Annotated in this window: 15 protein-coding genes; 7 read left to right on the plus strand and 8 right to left on the minus strand. The window is 63.7% G+C overall.

All coding sequences use genetic code 11. The annotated features are described in order from the left end of the window. Positions 1-268: 268 nt before the first annotated feature. From AiwAL_RS14105 to AiwAL_RS14120, 4 genes are read right to left on the minus strand one after another with little or no spacing between them, the layout of a single operon-like run. Positions 269-1,264: an alcohol dehydrogenase catalytic domain-containing protein gene (locus tag AiwAL_RS14105; RefSeq protein ID WP_262312889.1), complete on the minus strand. Its 996-nt coding sequence runs from the start codon at positions 1,262-1,264 to the stop codon at positions 269-271. Between the two features lie 8 nt (positions 1,265-1,272). Beyond that, positions 1,273-2,037 (minus strand): SDR family NAD(P)-dependent oxidoreductase, encoded by a 765-nt coding sequence (locus AiwAL_RS14110; protein WP_235705590.1) that lies wholly within the window; start codon positions 2,035-2,037, stop codon positions 1,273-1,275. 3 nt (positions 2,038-2,040) lie between these two features. Continuing rightward, positions 2,041-3,354, minus strand: coding sequence for a histidinol dehydrogenase (hisD, locus tag AiwAL_RS14115; RefSeq protein WP_235705591.1), 1,314 nt, complete (start codon positions 3,352-3,354; stop codon positions 2,041-2,043). Positions 3,355-3,377: 23 nt separating this feature from the next. Then, complete coding sequence (locus AiwAL_RS14120) at positions 3,378-4,736, minus strand: MFS transporter (RefSeq protein ID WP_262312890.1); 1,359 nt, start codon at positions 4,734-4,736, stop codon at positions 3,378-3,380. A gap of 295 nt (positions 4,737-5,031) precedes the next feature. Between AiwAL_RS14120 and AiwAL_RS14125 the strand changes: the two genes are divergently transcribed. The 5 genes from AiwAL_RS14125 (at position 5,032) to AiwAL_RS14145 (ending at position 9,238) form a co-directional block, all read left to right on the plus strand. Beyond that, positions 5,032-5,319 carry a UxaA family hydrolase gene (locus tag AiwAL_RS14125; protein ID WP_235705593.1) on the plus strand — a complete coding sequence of 96 codons (288 nt, stop codon included), beginning with the start codon at positions 5,032-5,034 and terminating at the stop codon, positions 5,317-5,319. Between the two features lie 30 nt (positions 5,320-5,349). After that, positions 5,350-6,504, plus strand: a complete 1,155-nt coding sequence (locus AiwAL_RS14130) for a UxaA family hydrolase (RefSeq protein ID WP_316044785.1) — start codon at positions 5,350-5,352, stop codon at positions 6,502-6,504. Positions 6,505-6,543: 39 nt separating this feature from the next. Continuing rightward, positions 6,544-7,446 (plus strand): NAD(P)-dependent oxidoreductase, encoded by a 903-nt coding sequence (locus tag AiwAL_RS14135; protein ID WP_235705595.1) that lies wholly within the window; start codon positions 6,544-6,546, stop codon positions 7,444-7,446. Continuing rightward, entirely contained in the window at positions 7,443-8,429 is a 987-nt protein-coding gene (locus AiwAL_RS14140) for an Ldh family oxidoreductase (protein WP_262312891.1), read from the plus strand. Before AiwAL_RS14135 ends, AiwAL_RS14140 begins: the two co-directional genes overlap by 4 nt. A 65-nt stretch (positions 8,430-8,494) precedes the next feature. Then, positions 8,495-9,238, plus strand: coding sequence for a GntR family transcriptional regulator (locus tag AiwAL_RS14145; protein ID WP_235705597.1), 744 nt, complete (start codon positions 8,495-8,497; stop codon positions 9,236-9,238). A 14-nt stretch (positions 9,239-9,252) separates the two neighbouring features. On the opposite strand, the gene AiwAL_RS14150 is transcribed toward AiwAL_RS14145, so the two are convergent. The 4 genes from AiwAL_RS14150 to AiwAL_RS14165 are packed head-to-tail and all read right to left on the minus strand — an operon-like array spanning position 9,253 to position 13,459. Further along, complete coding sequence (locus tag AiwAL_RS14150; protein ID WP_262312892.1) at positions 9,253-10,575, minus strand: MFS transporter; 1,323 nt, start codon at positions 10,573-10,575, stop codon at positions 9,253-9,255. A 34-nt stretch (positions 10,576-10,609) separates the two neighbouring features. Then, entirely contained in the window at positions 10,610-11,614 is a 1,005-nt protein-coding gene (locus AiwAL_RS14155) for a zinc-binding dehydrogenase (RefSeq protein ID WP_262312893.1), read from the minus strand. 4 nt (positions 11,615-11,618) lie between these two features. Then, entirely contained in the window at positions 11,619-12,530 is a 912-nt protein-coding gene (locus AiwAL_RS14160; protein WP_316044786.1) for an aldolase, read from the minus strand. 5 nt (positions 12,531-12,535) lie between these two features. Then, a complete protein-coding gene (locus AiwAL_RS14165; protein WP_235705600.1) occupies positions 12,536-13,459 on the minus strand; it encodes a PfkB family carbohydrate kinase in 924 nt (307 codons plus the stop codon). 159 nt (positions 13,460-13,618) lie between these two features. On the opposite strand from AiwAL_RS14165, the gene AiwAL_RS14170 reads away from it, so the two are divergent. Then, complete coding sequence (locus tag AiwAL_RS14170; protein ID WP_235705601.1) at positions 13,619-14,416, plus strand: DeoR/GlpR family DNA-binding transcription regulator; 798 nt, start codon at positions 13,619-13,621, stop codon at positions 14,414-14,416. Positions 14,417-14,686: 270 nt separating this feature from the next. Continuing rightward, positions 14,687-15,317, plus strand: a 631-nt coding sequence (locus AiwAL_RS14175; protein ID WP_262312894.1) for an SWIM zinc finger family protein, incomplete at its 3' end; no start/stop codon positions are given.

Raw genomic sequence — 15,317 nt, forward strand, 5'->3', positions numbered from 1 at the left:
TGCATGCAATTTCCAGAACAATCCAAGGTTCGGCGTTCACAACCGCGAGGCTCATCCGGGGAATCCCCCATGCTCGGTCGGTCAGTGTCGAACATAACGTCGTGAATGTCGGTGACGAGCCTCTCTCGCTTCTGGAGATCGAAATCACCATTTGTGCGATCTTCTGACCTTCCTGCGGTTTCGTGGACACCGGATGCTGCGGATTGGCGCTCTGTCTGTTCGAGGCTGATGTACCCAATGTTGAGTGAAACCGCTGACCGGAGACAGATTAAGGCTCCAGAATGATTTTTGCCGCCGGCAGATCGCCGCGATCGAGCGTTTTAAAGGCTTGGGGCCCCCGGCTTAGCGGCATTCGCTGCACCCATTCGAGTGTCCCGAAGCCGTGCTGCGCGAGTGCCCCGACCACGTCGCGGAAATCGGCAACAGTATAGCAGTAGCTGCCGCGCACGGTGATTTCCTGGAGCGTGATACGGCGGATATCGAACCCGTCGTGGCCAGGAAGCAGTCCGATATGGACGATCAGGCCGCCCGGCTTTGCGAGCCGGCTGGCGGCGCTGCGGGTTGCCGCGGCCCCCACCGCATCAATGATGAGATCAACCGAACCTGGTGGCGGTTCGCCGGCGCTGCCGGGCGCGTAGGCACTGATTGGTCCCGCCGCCGCCGCGGTTGCGCGACGCTGCGGGTTCGGTTCGCCAAGACGGATGTCGTGCGCGCCGAATCGGTCTAGGACCAGCGCGGCACCCAGCCCGATCGCACCGCCGCCGAGCACGCAGCAGACGGCGGTGGGCAGCGGACGATGCAGCGCCTCGACTCCGATCCGCACCGCATGCCAGGCGACGGCAAGCGGTTCCGCCAGCGCGGCCACGGCAAACGTCATGTCATCAGGAATTGGCAGTACATTTCGCTCGGGGATGGTGACGTATTCCGCGAAAGCGCCGGGGCATGGTGGCATCGAAATGATCTGACGGTGCAGGCAAAGATGGCTGCTACCGTCAATGCAGGCCTCGCAACGGCCGCAGGTGACGAGCGGATTGACGGTAACACGTTCGCCTCGGCGCGGACCATTGGCGATCACGCCTGCGGCTTCATGGCCAAGTACCAGCGGTGGTGGCCGGCGCTCGTCATGGCCATGATAGGCATGCATGTCCGAGCCACAGATGCCGACCGCCGCGACCTTGATGAGCAGTTCGCCGGGCTCGGCGACAGGCACCGGCGCATCGCCATAGGTAAGTGCTTGGGGGCCGGTGTAGATCAGCGCTTTCATGAGCCATCCTATCTGGCGGTAAACCCGCCATCCACGAACAAAGTCTGACCGGTGACATAGGCCGACGCCTCGGAGGCGAGGAAGATCGCGACACCGAACAGATCCTCGATCGCGCCATTGCGGCCGATCGCGGTCTGCGCTGCGTTTTTGGTACTCGCCGCCTCGTCGCGGAACACCGCTTCGGTCAGCGCGGTTGGAAAAAATCCAGGCCCGATCGCGTTGCAGGTGATCCCGTGACGAGACCAGCGTTCTGCGACGGCGCGCGTCAACTGCACGACGCCGCCCTTCGCGGCACCATAGGGTGCCGAGTTTGGAAAGGCACGCGCCGATTGAAGCGAGGCAAGCATGAGAATGCGGCCGAAACTCCGCGCGGCCATTGCCGGTGCCAGACGCTGGACCAGCCGGAACGGTGCGCGCAGATGGATCGCCATGTGCTGGTCGAACGCATCCAGGGTCACCGCCTCGAAAGGCTGACGGAGATTGATCCCTGCGGCGTTCACGAGGATATCGATCGAACCCGTGAGCGCATCGACGATCCGATCCGGGCCGTCCTGCGTCGCAAGATCGCCCGCGATGAAGGAGGCATCAATTCCCCGCGCGGCAAGACGAGCCGTTTCTTGTTTGAGTTCCGACGCGCGGCGCGCCACCAGCACGATCCGCGCGCCCTGCCGGCCGAGCGCCTCGGCGATCGCTAGTCCGATCCCGGAATTGCCGCCGGTGACGAGCGCCGTGCGTCCGTCAAGTGCGAATAGGTGGTCGAGCCGATCGGTCATGGATCAGATGGCCACCGGCGTGCCGAGATCAGCGTTACTGCCCGGCGCGTATTTGCGCACTCGGCAATCGGCGGTGCGCGCATGCGCCTCCATCCCCTCGAGCCGGGAGATGCGCGCGGTTACTTCCCCGACCGCCACGCTGGCACGCTGATCCATGCGCTGCCAGGTCAACGGCTTGAGGAATTTGTGTACCGAAAGCCCGGCCGAATACCGCGCCGCGAACTTGGTCGGCAGGATGTGGTTCGGACCGGACGCCTTGTCGCCATACGCGACGGTGGATTCCTCGCCGAGGAACAGCGAGCCGTAGTTCGAAAGGTGATCACGCCACCAGTCGAGATCCTCGCAATGAACTTCGAGATGTTCGCTTGCGTAGCGGTCGGACACCGCAACCAGTTCTTCCCTGTTGGCGCAAAGCACGACCTCGCCATAGTCGCGCCATGCGGCACCGGCCGCATCGCAAGCGGTCGGCGGCAGCGTGTCGATCAATTCAGGGACACGTTTCAGCGCGGCTTCCGCGATCCGACGCGACGTAGTGAACAGCCAGGCAGGGCTTTCGTGACCGTGCTCGGCCTGGCCGACCAGATCGGCCGCGACGATCTCCGCATCCGCCGTGTCGTCCGCGATGATGGCGACTTCCGACGGGCCAGCGAAGACATCGATCCCCACCTTACCGAACAACATCCGCTTGGCTTCGGCGACGAACTTGTTGCCGGGGCCGACGACGATATCGGCAGGTTTGCCGGTGAACAGGCCAAACGCCATGGTTGCGATCGCCTGAACGCCACCCAGCGTCATGACGATGTCAGCACCGGCCATCTGCATCGCATAGAGCACACAGGGATGCACGGCCTCGCCGCGGAACGGTGCCGAGCATGCGATCACGGTCTTCACGCCGGCGGCCTTGGCGGTCGCGATCGACATGTAAGCTGATGCGATATGCGCGTATCGGCCGGTTGGTACGTAGCACCCGGCGACGTTGCAGGGCACCATTTTCTGCCCTGCGATCAGGCCCGGCATCAGTTCCACGCTAAAATCCCGCACCGACTCGCGCTGCGCCTCGGCGAAGCGGCGCACATTGGCGACCGCCTTCTCGATATCGGCACGGGTGCCGGAATCGACCGTCGCGACCCGCTGCGCGATGCCGTCAGCGTTCATGACGATCGGTCCGCTCCAGCCATCGAACTCGCGTGCATATCGGCGCACGACATCCTCGCCGCCCGCCTCGATTGCCGCAAGCATGTCGGCGGCGACCTGCCGCGCCGTGCTGGTCTCGGTTTCCGGGGTCTTGGTCGCCCGTTTCAGATATGTTTCCGCCATGTTGAACATCCCTCACATGAAATTCATTCGCCCGCGCTGAGCGACATCTCTTCGGTTACGTCTGGATCGTGGCCGATCGGCTCCCAATGCACGAGCAAGGCGGCCAGCAGGCCGAGTAGCGGCACCAGAACGAGCGCCAGCATCATCGAACGAAATCCGATGGCCGCGACCAGCACAGGAAAGAAATAAAACCCGAAGATGCTGCCTACGCGCACCATGCTCTGCCCCCAGCCGGTGCCGACGCCGCGGATGCGGGTGGGATACGACAAGGTTGCCATCGTCATTCCCTGTGCGCCCGGACCGAAGGAATGGCCAAAAATGAAAAGGCCGATCAACAGCGCGGCGATGGCCAGAGACAGATGGGGTCCACCAGCATACAACAGCAAGAGCGCGATAATGACGATGACGTACCCGAAGATTGCGATACGCCGGATCCCGAGACGGTTGGTCACCGTTATGGCAACCGCGGCACCCGCGATACCGAACAGGTTGAACAAAATCGCGCCAAGGATTGCGTAAATGAAGTTGGCGCCGAACAAGCGTGTGGAAATCGTAGGAAGATTGAAGCCCACGGCAAAATATTCGATGCTCTGGGTCGCGCAGATGATCGAGACCAGAAGGGTACGAAGCCGGTATTGCGGCGAGAAAATCTCGGAAAAATCGATTTTTGGTGATTTTGCAGATTTCGTTGGCGCGGTCAGTGGCGCGATCGTGACCTGCACACCATAGGTCCGCTCGAGAATTCGTCCTGCCTCCGCGAGACCGAGATGGTGCGCCGCCCATGGCGCACTTTCATTCATGTAGCGAAGCCGCATCAGGAGGATGATCAGTGCCGGAACCGCTCCGAACCCGACCGCCACACGCCAGAGATCGCCGCTGACCCCCGCGAGGTAGAATGGCAGCACGATCAGGCCGGTGAACGATGCCGCGACATACCACATCATCTGCCAGAGATTGACATTGCTGCCCTTGCGCCGCTCCGCGACGAATTCCGCAATGAAGCTGAGCGCCACCGGAAAGTCGAGTCCGACGCCAACGCCCATAAGGAATCGAAATGCCAATAGCATGACGAGGTTAACCGAAACCGCGGCACCGATGGCGGCCACGACCAGGAACAGCAGATCAAGCAGGAACATCCTGAGCCGGCCGACCTTGTCGGTGAAGTAACCCCCCCACAATGCGCCGAGAAACGCGCCAAAGGCCATCATTGCCGTGACGCTGCCGAGTTCCAGCGGCGACAGATGGAAACTGTGCTTGAGTTGAACCACGCCGATACCGAGACTGGTGAAGTCGTAGGCGTCGACGAATACGCCACCGAGCGCGATGAACACGATCAGCAGCGAGGTCCGGCTGGCCGGATGCTCGTCGATAAAGCGACTCACGTCGCGCGCTGAACGAATTACGACATCGGGATTCATGTTTCCTCGCTATATTTCGTTTCATTTTTAGGCCCGGCCGCATTTCAGCCTTTCCAGGGGTCGGACGTCAATTCAAATTATATCTTATACAAGAATATTCTGTCAATCCCATGAGAGGTTTCTGCTACGCTCGTTTTTATCCGCCGTTGCGCCTATGGCCGCCGCGGAGTGAGGCGGGGTTGTTGACACGAGTCATTAATCTTATATAAATTATAGGAATAAGCGGCATTGCGCCGTATTATGGAGGAGAGAGAGCGTCATGAGTATTCCGCATCTGCTCGTGCACAGCCCGAAGGACAATGTCGGCGTCGTCGTCGTCGAAGGGCTGAAAGCGGGGACCGAGATGATTTGCGTTGTCACCGAAACCGACACCGATTTCCGGCTGGTCGCCAATGCCGATGTCTCGATCGGCCATAAGGTCGCGCTGACCGATTTCGCGGCCGGCGACACCGCGATCAAATACGGCGAGGATATCGGCCGGATCGTAGCCCCGATCAGGAAAGGCGACCACGTGCATACCCATAATCTCAAGACGAAGCGCTGGTAAGCGGGGAACGGAACCATGGCACACCAAAGAATGACTGGCTGGCGGCGCGAAAACGGCCGGGTCGGCGTGCGCAATCACGTCATCATCCTGCCGCTCGACGATTTGTCGAACGCGGCATGCGAGGCGGTCGCCAACAACGTGAAGGGCACGCTCGCTCTGCCGCACGCCTATGGACGGCTGCAGTTCGGCGCCGATCTTGATCTGCATTTCCGCACGCTAATCGGCGCCGGATCGAATCCGAATGTCGCGGCGGTGATCGTCATCGGCATTGAACCGCAATGGACCGGCCGCGTGGTCGAGGGTATCCGCAAGACTGGCAAGCCCGTGGAGGGATTCTGGATCGAGCAGCACGGCGATATCAACACGATCGCGGCTGCCTCGCGCAAAGCCAAGGAATTCGTGCAATGGGCTTCGGAATTGCCGCGCGAACCGATCGAGATCGGTGATCTGTGGATCTCGACCAAGTGCGGCGAAAGCGACACGACGACCGGCTTGGCCTCGTGCCCGACCGTCGGCAACATGTATGACAAGTGGATTCCCGAGGGAATTTATGGGGTATTCGGTGAGACCTCCGAGATTACCGGCGGTGAGCACATCTGCAAAGCGCGCGCGGCGTCACCCGAGATCGGTGAGAAATGGTACACGATGTGGAAGGCCTACCAGGACGACGTGATCGAGGCACACAAGACCGACGACTTGTCCGATAGCCAGCCAACCAAAGGCAATATCGAAGGGGGGCTCACCACGATCGAGGAGAAGGCGCTCGGCAATCTGGAAAAGATCGGACGGAACTGCACCTTTATCGACGCCCTTGAGCCGGCTGAGGCACCGGCGCAAGGCCCCGGCCTCTATTACATGGACACGTCATCAGCCGCAGGCGAATGCGTAACGCTAATGGCAGCTGCAGGATACGTGATACATACTTTTCCGACTGGACAGGGCAATGTTTGCGGCAATCCGATTGTACCTGTGATCAAGATTACCGGCAATCCGCGTACGGTGCGGACGATGAGCGAGCATATCGATTTAGATGTTTCGGGCATCTTACGCCGTGAGATGACAATTGAGCAGGCTGGCGATGCGCTGATTGACCTGATTGGGCGTACCGCGAATGGCCGGCTGACGGCTACGGAAGCGCTTGGTCACCGAGAGTTTGTGATGACCAAGCTCTACCGCAGCGCTTGAGCAAGAAAAACTGTGGCGACCATCGTTGTTGCGGAGTTTATGGATGAGGAGGCGGTCGCGTCGCTAGCCGCGCGGGCGCCGACGCTCTACGCGCCCGATTTGGTCGACCGGCCGGACGGTCTGCACGCAGTCCTCGCCGATGCCCGCGCGCTGATCGTCCGCAACCGAACGCGGGTGGACGCGGCACTCCTCGGCGCGGCGCCAAAACTCGAACAGGTCGGAAGACTCGGTGTCGGGCTTGACAATATCGATCTCGACGCCTGCCGCGTGCGCAACATCGCGGTGCATCCGGCGACTGGTGCCAACGACGACGCGGTGGCGGAATATGTGGTTGCGGCGGCGCTGGTTCTGCTCCGGCCGGCCTTTCTGGCAAGCAGTGGCGTCGTGGCGGGTATCTGGCCGCGCGACCGGGCGATCGGCCGGGAAATCGCCGGGAAATCGGCCGGTCTCGTCGGCTTCGGGCGGACCGCACGCAAGACCGCCGCGCGTCTCAACGCGCTCGGCATGAAAATCGCCACCTACGACCCGTTGTTGGATGCGGGCGCCGCGTGGGCCGCCGGCGCGGCGCCGCTGTCATTCGACGATCTTCTCGCCGATTCGGACCTGATCAGCTTGCACGTTCCCCTGACCCCGGAAACGCGCCATCTGATCGACGCCCGGGTACTAACGCGGATAAAGCCGGGTGCCGTTCTGGTAAATGCCGCGCGCGGCGGCGTGGTGGACGAGGCAGCGCTCTGCGTGGCGTTGCGGACTGGACGGCTGGCCGGTGCAGCCCTCGATGTCTTCGAACAGGAGCCGGTCACGGTGGAAAGCGGCGCCCTGTTCCAGGACATCCCCAATCTGATCCTGACGCCGCATATCGCGGGGGTGACGGCGGAATCCAATGTACGCGTCTCGGCGCTGATCGCGGACACCATTCTGCGAGCTCTCGGCCTCTTATGAACGCACCCATTTGCCTGAACCTCGCCGAAGCCGAGGAACGGACGATCGCAGTGCTGGTTGGTGCCGGCACGCGGACGGATATCGCACGTTCCGTCGCTCATGCCCTGGTGCTGGCCGAAGCGGACGGCCATGGCGGCCATGGACTGGTTCGGCTCGCAAGCTATGCCGCACAGGTTCGGGTGGGCAAGATTGATGGCCAGGCCATCCCCGAAGTGACGCAGACGCTGCCCGGCGCGATCCGGGTCGATGCCATGCATGGCTTCGCTTATCCGGCGCTGGACCGTGTGGTGGAGCGGCTGCTGCTGCTCACGCCGGAGCAGGGCGTCGCGGTCGCCGGCGTGTTTCGCTCCGGGCATTGCGGGGCCATGAGTCTTGTAGTTGAGCGTCTCGCCCGCGCCGGGCTCATCGGTATGATGGTTGCGAATACGCCGGCGGCGATGGCACCCTGGGGTGGCCGGCGCGCTTTGTTCGGCACCAACCCGATCGCGTGCGCCTTTCCGTTCGAGGACGACCCGGTGGTGATCGACCTCTCGCTCTCAAAGGTCGCACGTGGGCACATCCTGGCCGCGCAGCGGCGCGGCGAGGCAATCCCGGAGGGCTGGGCGCGAGGACCGGACGGCGAAGCGACCACCGATCCCACCCTGGCACTGGCCGGTACCATGGTGCCCGTGGCCGATGCCAAAGGTGCAGCGCTTGCGCTGATGGTCGAGACGCTCGCGGCGGGGCTAACCGGTGCTCACTACGCCGCTGAAGCAAGTTCGTTCCTCGATACGGCCGGACCGCCACCGGCCACCGGGCAGTTGGTGGTCGCGATCGCACCTGCGGCCTGCGGGGGCAGCACGGATCACCTCGCCCATCTATTCCATGATGTTGCCGCTGAACCCGGCGCACGCCTGCCGGGTCTGTCGCGGTTTGTGGCGCGGCGACGCGCGGAGCGGGAGGGGATCAAAGTCGATCCCGGCTGGTTCAGTATGGCCGGATAGCTCGCGTTGCGCCACCAATCCGGTCTAATGCATGTTTGAGCACAAACCTTCGACACAGGATCCGGATGGACAATGAAACGAGCAACCGGGCGGGGACAGAGTTTCAGCCGCTCTATGCGCAGGTGAAGGCGCTGATCACCCGGCGGATCGGCTCGGGCGAATGGAAGCCGGGCGCGCTGATCCCCAACGAGTTTCAGCTCGCCGCCGAATTCAATGTCAGCCAAGGCACCGTACGCAAGGCGCTGATGGCGCTCGAGGCCGAACGCCTGATCGTCCGCCGCCAGGGCAGGGGCACCTATGTCGCGCGCCATACCCGCGAGCACGCTTTGTTTCATTTCTTCCGCATCGTGGGTCTGGACGATCAGCGGCTGGAGCCGTCGAGCCGGACGCTGAGCCAGAAATCGGTCGGCGCGACCCGCGATCTCGCGAAGCGTCTGGAAATCCAGCGCGGCACCGCGCTGCATTGCATCACCCGGATCAGAACGCTGAAATCGGTGCCCGCCATCTTCGAGCGCATCTACGTGCCGGCTCCGTTGATGCCTGATCTCGCGGTCGAACCCGGCACCGAGATGATCGACGAGATGTATGTGATCTACCAGGAACGCTACGGCATCACCATCGCCCATGCCAGCGAGCGGATCGCGGCGGTCGCGGCCACGGCGGAGGATGCGCGGTTTCTGGCTATTCCAGAGGCGACCCCGCTGCTCGAAATCACCCGCGTCGCGCGCGATGTCGGCAAAGTCGCTGTCGAATTGCGCATCTCCCGCTACCGTACCGACCTGTTCCGCTACGCCGCCGAGCTAAACTGATTCCGGCGTGGCACTCACAAGACGCGCGCAGGGTACCAATGGCGTGAAGGTGATTTGTCAGTGACCCGGCGCGCTGCCATTGCGCAAACGAAAGACAGGACAGAGATGCCAAGCAGAAAGGCGGCGATTAGCCACGGCTGGCCGCCATCGAGTTTGATGAACCAGGTGCCGATCAGCGGCATGAAGCCGCCGATGATCGCCGAGACCTGATAGGCGATCGACAGCCCGGTATAGCGCGTGCCGGCGCCAAACAATTCGCTGAAGAACGTCGCCTCAACCGCGAACATCATGGTGGGGCCGAGATTATAGGCGAGGATGAAGGCGAGCCAGATAATCGCGACCGACTTGGTACCGAGCAGGAGGAAGAACGGGTAGCTGAACGCCGCCATGAATCCGGCACCACCAAGATAGACCGCGCGCCGGCCGAACCGGTCCGACAGCGCGCCGAACACCGGGCACATCGGAATCCCAATGAGCGAGGCCACCATCATCGCGTTCAGCCCCACCGACCGATTCATTGCGAGCTGGGAAACGATATAGGCGATGCCGAAGGCGTTTATGATGTTTGAGGAAATCGTCTCGGCGAGCCGCGCGCCGAAGGCCAGCATGATGTTGCCGGGATGGTCGCGCAGAAGCTGGGCGAGCGGCGGCACGTCTGACATTCCCTGCTGCTGCAGCTTCTTGAAGTCCGGCGTCTCCAGCAGATTGAGCCGGATGAACAGGCCGATCAGGGTGAAGGCGATGCTGATCAGGAACGGCACCCGCCAGCCCCAGGCGAGAAATTCGGATTTTGGTAGCCCATCGAGCAGCGCGAAAACGAGCGTGGCGAGCAGGATACCGGCAGAGGCGGCCGCTTGCGGCATGCCGCCCCAGAAGCCGCGCCGTCCCTCGGGCGCGTGTTCGATCGTGATCAGCGCGGCGCCCGCATATTCGCCGCCGAGTCCGAAGCCCTGTACCAGCCGTAACACAAGCAGCAGAATCGGCGCTGCGATCCCCGCCTGGTGCCAGGTTGGCAGCAACCCGATCAGAAAAGTGCCGAGGCCGATGATCAGCAGAGTCATAATCAACCCCGCTTTGCGGCCGATCCGGTCGCCAATATGACCGAACACCACGCCGCCGAGCGGTCGGGCGAGAAAGCCGACGCCGAAAATGGCGAACGCGCCCATGATACCGTTCAGCGGGTTCTGGTTCGGGAAGAACAGCGGCCCGAACGCGACCGCCGAGGCGGTACCGAACACGAAGAAGTCATACCACTCGAGCAGCGCACCGACGAAGCTGGCGAAGGCGACCCTGCCCATCGGCGTGCGTGGCGGCGATGCGTCGATATTGTCGGTCATGCGTTTCTCTCCCTTATGCTTTGCTGGTTGATTCTCAGCGCATGTCGATCAGGACTTTCACGCTGTCGGGCCGCATCGCCTCGGCATAGGCGGCCTGGGCTCCATCAAGCAGGCGGACTGCGCTGATCAGCGGTGCTGCGTCGATCATCCTGGTGGTCAGCGCGGCGAGTGCCGCGTCGATATCAGCGGGCACATACATGCCGCTACCGAACAGATCGATTTCGAAGCGTTGCATCCGGGGCAGATCGATCTGTCGCGCGGCTTCCGCCACGCCGACAACGACGACCGCACCACCGCCGAGCGTCATCCGGCAGGCCGCATCGAGCGTGGCCGGTGCAGCGACGCAATCGAATACGGTAGTAAATTCGGCGGTCTCGCCGACCTGATCGGGGGCGATCGCCGCGTGGGCGCCAAGCCGCAGCGCGAGCAAGCGTTTCTCGGCAATTGGTTCGACCACCGTGATGGCGCCCGCACCCTGCGCGCGAAGCGCGAGCAGGACGCATAGCCCGATCGTGCCGCTGCCGATCACCAGAATCCGGTCGAGATCGGCCGCGAGTCCGGCGGCGTGGATGCCGACAGCGAGTGGCTCGGCGAGAACGGCCAGTCGCGGATCGAGCCCGGCCGGCACCGCGTGAAGCTGTGCGGCGGAAACCACGAAGCGCGTGCGCCCGGCGCCCGGCAGGCGAAACCCGATCACCTTTGCTGTCGCGCAATGGTTGGGGTGGCCGGATCGACAGGCGCGGCAATGACCACAGGTGACGAGCGGGTTCAGCACGACCCGTGCTTCCGGCGCAAAACCAACCGCCTCGCCCGCCGCCAGCACGGTCGCGACGCATTCATGGCCAATGATGAGCGGCGGCCGCACCCACGGGTGCTGACCGTGCAGCACGTGAAGATCGGTGCCGCAGATGCCGAGAAATTCAGCGCCGACCAGTACCTCGCCCGGTCCCGGCGGTGCCGGTCCCGCCGCCCTTATAACGCTGACCGCGCCGATCGCGGGGAATTTGATTGCGCGAACCGGGCGGAACAGGTCGTTCATCGGATCAGCGCACCATTGCGCGGTCGGTGATCTCGCACAGGCGCTTGAGCCGGTCGGCCGCCGCGCTGGCGAGAGCCGCGCCGCGATCGGCCATGCCGATCACCGGCTGCCACACCGCCCGCCCGGCGAGGAACCCGGACGCGCCTTCTGCGCAGGCGAGCGCGACGGCGCGCGGAAACTTATCAGGCTCGACACCGGAAGACAGCACGACCCACGGCGAGGCGATCGCGCGCGTCAGCGCGGTGCATGCAATACGGATCGCCGCCTCCGCACCGTTGCCATGCAGCGGTACTTCCGCCTTGTAGAGATCGGCGCCAAGCGCGCCGAGTTCGCGTGCCGCCGCGATCACGCCAGCCTCCCAATCGAACCGGCCGCCGTGCCGCGACCGACGGGCCACCGGCTCGATGATGCTCACCAGCCCCGCCGCCCTACACCGGGTGACGAATCGGCGCACCATCGCGATGCGTGGTTCCGCCGGTTCGTCGGGGCGCCAGATCACCAGCAGCTTGAGCGCCGTAGCGCCCTGATCTCGCACCATATCCGGCACCACAGCGTCGTCGATCTCGACATCGGCGACGAACTCCGCCTCACTCGGGATGAACCGATCGGCCGCCGCGATCAGTGCGCAACTGGGTGCGACCGCCCGTTCCGCGATCGCCCGGTCCCAGATGAAATCCCGATCGAGCAGGATCGCGGAGGCAAACGGCGAGAGAGCCCGCGTTACCGCGAGCTTGAAGTCGGTCACCGTCGCGTCGCTCACCGGACCGGTCGTATGTTCGGCCAGCATCGCACGCAGTGCCTCGCGCTGGTCGATAGCGAGCATTGCATAGCCACCCGACGATCGCGCCAGACTGGCGGGATCGCGCGCGGTTCCAGACCGGACAGGACTGCTCGGGCGGATAATGGTTTCCGGCATCGTGTTCAGACCTCCATGAGCTGGCTTGTGGCGGCGACGTGGGCGGGTAGCAGCCGCATCACCGTGTCGTGGTTGGGTATTGCCGAGCGGCCATCGACGCCGCAGCAGGAGAGCCCGGCGGCGATACTGGCATAGGCGGTAGCGTCGGGCGGCTCGAAGCCACGAATCCAAGCCGCGACCAGCGCGCCGTGGAACACGTCGCCAGCGCCGAGGGTGGAGATGCAGGGTGCGTCTCGCCAAGCCGGCACAAGCCAGGTTTTGCCGGCCGCCCGGACATGCGCCCCTGCCGCGCCAGCGGTCGCGACCACCCAGTCAGGTCCCGCGGCACGCCGCAACTGATAGGTCACCGTACCGTCGCCCACTAGCGCGGCGAGCCGCACCTGCGTCGGTGCGAACAGGCGGATCCGGCTGAGATCGAGACCGGCGATCGGATTGCCTGCATCGACCGACAACGGCACGGTAGCGTCACCCAATGCGGCGGCCGGCGCATAGCCGGCCTGATCGACATGCACCATCGCCGCCGCAGCGATCCGCGACGCCTGCGCCGAACCGGCGGTAATGTTCAGCGGCGGCGAAGGGATCGGGCAGATCGCCCGTGTGCCGCGCGATCGGTCGGCGACGATCACCGCTGCCGCCGAAAGTGCCCCCGGCACCACGATCGCGGCCGAGACGTCAACTCCCTCCGCGCGCAGGCCATCGAGAATGCGCGTGCCGCGCGCGTCATCGCCCACCGTGCCGATAAACGATGCCACCACACCAAGCCGCGCACAGGCGACCGCGCCGGTGGCGGCCGGGCCGCCACCGGCCTCTGCGATCGCCTCCGCAACCACGCGGCCGTCGGGTTCGGGAAAACCGGGCACCAGCGCGATCGTGTCCCAGGTCGCGAGGCCGACGAAGACGGCTGGGGATGATCCTAAGCGCGGCGGCATGGTATCCTAGACGTGTTGTTTGTTGCAAAATTACCAAATTTGGTAATTTTATACCATTGTCGCGGTCCCGTGTAAAGTGGTTTTATATAGGATAGAGGAGATATCGATGAGTCGACCGTTCGTTCTGTGTCATGCCCTCTGTTGGGCCGCGCGTTAACGATGAAGTATGGTGCCGCCGACGCCCGGCTGGAGGCGATTCACGCGCGTCTCGCCTCGGCCGGATTCCTCACCGTCGCCGATCTTGCCGCCACCATCGGGGTTTCCGAAATGACGGTCCGCCGGGACCTCGCGCGGCTTGCCGCCGCCGACCGGGTTCGGCTGGTCCACGGCGGCGCTCAGGCTACCGAGGCGGTACCGAGGGAAGGCTCCTTCCTGCACCGCCAGCTTCAGAACGAGACAGCGAAGGACGCGATCGCGAGTGCGGCAGCCGCGCTAATCGGGCCGCAGGACAGTATCGCGATCGATGCCGGCAGCACCGCGCTGCGGGTGCTGGAGCGACTCGATCCCGGTTTCGCCGGCAGCATCGTCACCCATTCAGTGCCGGCCATCGTCACGGCGATGGAGCGGGGCCGCTACCGCGTCATCGCACTCGGCGGAGATCTGTTCCGCGACAGCGCTGCCCTGGTCGGGCCGCTCGCAACCGACGCGGCTGCGCGCCTGCGCGTGCGTACCTTGTTTCTCGGCGCCGCGGCGATCGATAGTCGCGGCGTCTATGTCGCGGCGGATATCGAACGGCCGGCCAAACGCGCACTGATGACGGTGGCCGACCGGGTAATCCTGCTCGCCGATCACACCAAGTTCAGCCGCTCGGCCCCTGTTTTGCTCTGCGGTCTGGACGCGCTCGACGTTCTGGTGACCGAACAGCCGGTTGCCGAACCGATCCGTGCAGCCCTCATCTCCGCCGGAGTTGCGATCGTCGTCACCAGCTTAATACGGTCCGAAGATACGTCCGCATAGGAGATCCCGCCATCTTGTCGCCCCGAATCGGCAAGAATAAAGCGAATCACATCCAACGCCATCGGTACCGAGGACCAGGACATCGCCCAGTTTTGGAACGCCCCCGTCGCGCAAGGTGAAAGTGGAACGAGGCGATGATCGCGTGCTGAATTGGACGCGATTTTCGCCAGTGAGGGGGGCGCTATCGCGCGCGATTTTACACTCTTGACACCATTGCGCCGATCGGCCCTGTCCGTCAGGTTTCCCTGTGTTCAAGATACGGAGGAAAGGATGACGACGAGTCGGGTCAAAAGATCGCCTCGGAAGGCGAAGAAGGTGCAGGAAAGGAGTTCCGGCTTTCAAGGCTGGAACACGACCGACGCCGATGAACTCGAACGGCGCCGGTGGCGGGGGCTCACCGATATCGGCGCCATTGAAAATCTGGAGCCTGAACATCCCTACTTCGGTAACTTCCGCGTGCACTCGACCAGCGGAGCCACGTATGAAGTCGAAATTCGCTCTCTGATTCTGCGGGAAAACTCCTGCGGCTGCCCGGACTGGCGGGTCAACGGTCTCGGTACCTGCAAACATATCGAGGGGGTGCTCGAAGCATTGCGTCGCAAAGGGAAGCGCGCCTTTGCCGCGGCGGGGCGGGCCGGTAGTCCGCGGCTTGAAATATTTCCTGCTGTCGATGGATCCAGTGCCGTGCATGTGCGTGGGCCCAGGGACCGGAACACCGTGGACGCCGTCATCACCCGATATTGCACCGCGGCCGGATTGCTTGCGGGCGACACGCTGACCACTCTCCCCGCTCTGCGAAGTGAGCTGGACGGCTTACATCCTGGAACCGTCCGGTTTTCCCGCCAGCTCGAGAGCCGAATGGAGGAAGAACGTCGGCGCCGTCGGCGCGTCGAGGATCGCG

Source organism: Acidiphilium sp. AL (genome assembly GCF_025499445.1).
Lineage (GTDB): Bacteria > Pseudomonadota > Alphaproteobacteria > Acetobacterales > Acetobacteraceae > Acidiphilium > Acidiphilium iwatense.

What these genes read in the sequence shown, in the direction of transcription:
- AiwAL_RS14105 (WP_262312889.1), bottom strand. Translation starts at nt 1,264, where the DNA reads ATGAAAGCGCTGATCTACACCGGCCCCCAAGCACTTACCTATGGCGAT.
- AiwAL_RS14110 (WP_235705590.1), bottom strand. Translation starts at nt 2,037, where the DNA reads ATGACCGATCGGCTCGACCACCTATTCGCACTTGACGGACGCACGGCG.
- hisD (WP_235705591.1), bottom strand. Translation starts at nt 3,354, where the DNA reads ATGGCGGAAACATATCTGAAACGGGCGACCAAGACCCCGGAAACCGAG.
- AiwAL_RS14125 (WP_235705593.1), top strand. Translation starts at nt 5,032, where the DNA reads ATGAGTATTCCGCATCTGCTCGTGCACAGCCCGAAGGACAATGTCGGC.
- AiwAL_RS14130 (WP_316044785.1), top strand. Translation starts at nt 5,350, where the DNA reads ATGACTGGCTGGCGGCGCGAAAACGGCCGGGTCGGCGTGCGCAATCAC.
- AiwAL_RS14135 (WP_235705595.1), top strand. Translation starts at nt 6,544, where the DNA reads ATGGATGAGGAGGCGGTCGCGTCGCTAGCCGCGCGGGCGCCGACGCTC.
- AiwAL_RS14140 (WP_262312891.1), top strand. Translation starts at nt 7,443, where the DNA reads ATGAACGCACCCATTTGCCTGAACCTCGCCGAAGCCGAGGAACGGACG.
- AiwAL_RS14145 (WP_235705597.1), top strand. Translation starts at nt 8,495, where the DNA reads ATGGACAATGAAACGAGCAACCGGGCGGGGACAGAGTTTCAGCCGCTC.
- AiwAL_RS14150 (WP_262312892.1), bottom strand. Translation starts at nt 10,575, where the DNA reads ATGACCGACAATATCGACGCATCGCCGCCACGCACGCCGATGGGCAGG.
- AiwAL_RS14155 (WP_262312893.1), bottom strand. Translation starts at nt 11,614, where the DNA reads ATGAACGACCTGTTCCGCCCGGTTCGCGCAATCAAATTCCCCGCGATC.
- AiwAL_RS14160 (WP_316044786.1), bottom strand. Translation starts at nt 12,530, where the DNA reads ATGCCGGAAACCATTATCCGCCCGAGCAGTCCTGTCCGGTCTGGAACC.
- AiwAL_RS14165 (WP_235705600.1), bottom strand. Translation starts at nt 13,459, where the DNA reads ATGCCGCCGCGCTTAGGATCATCCCCAGCCGTCTTCGTCGGCCTCGCG.
- AiwAL_RS14170 (WP_235705601.1), top strand. Translation starts at nt 13,619, where the DNA reads ATGAAGTATGGTGCCGCCGACGCCCGGCTGGAGGCGATTCACGCGCGT.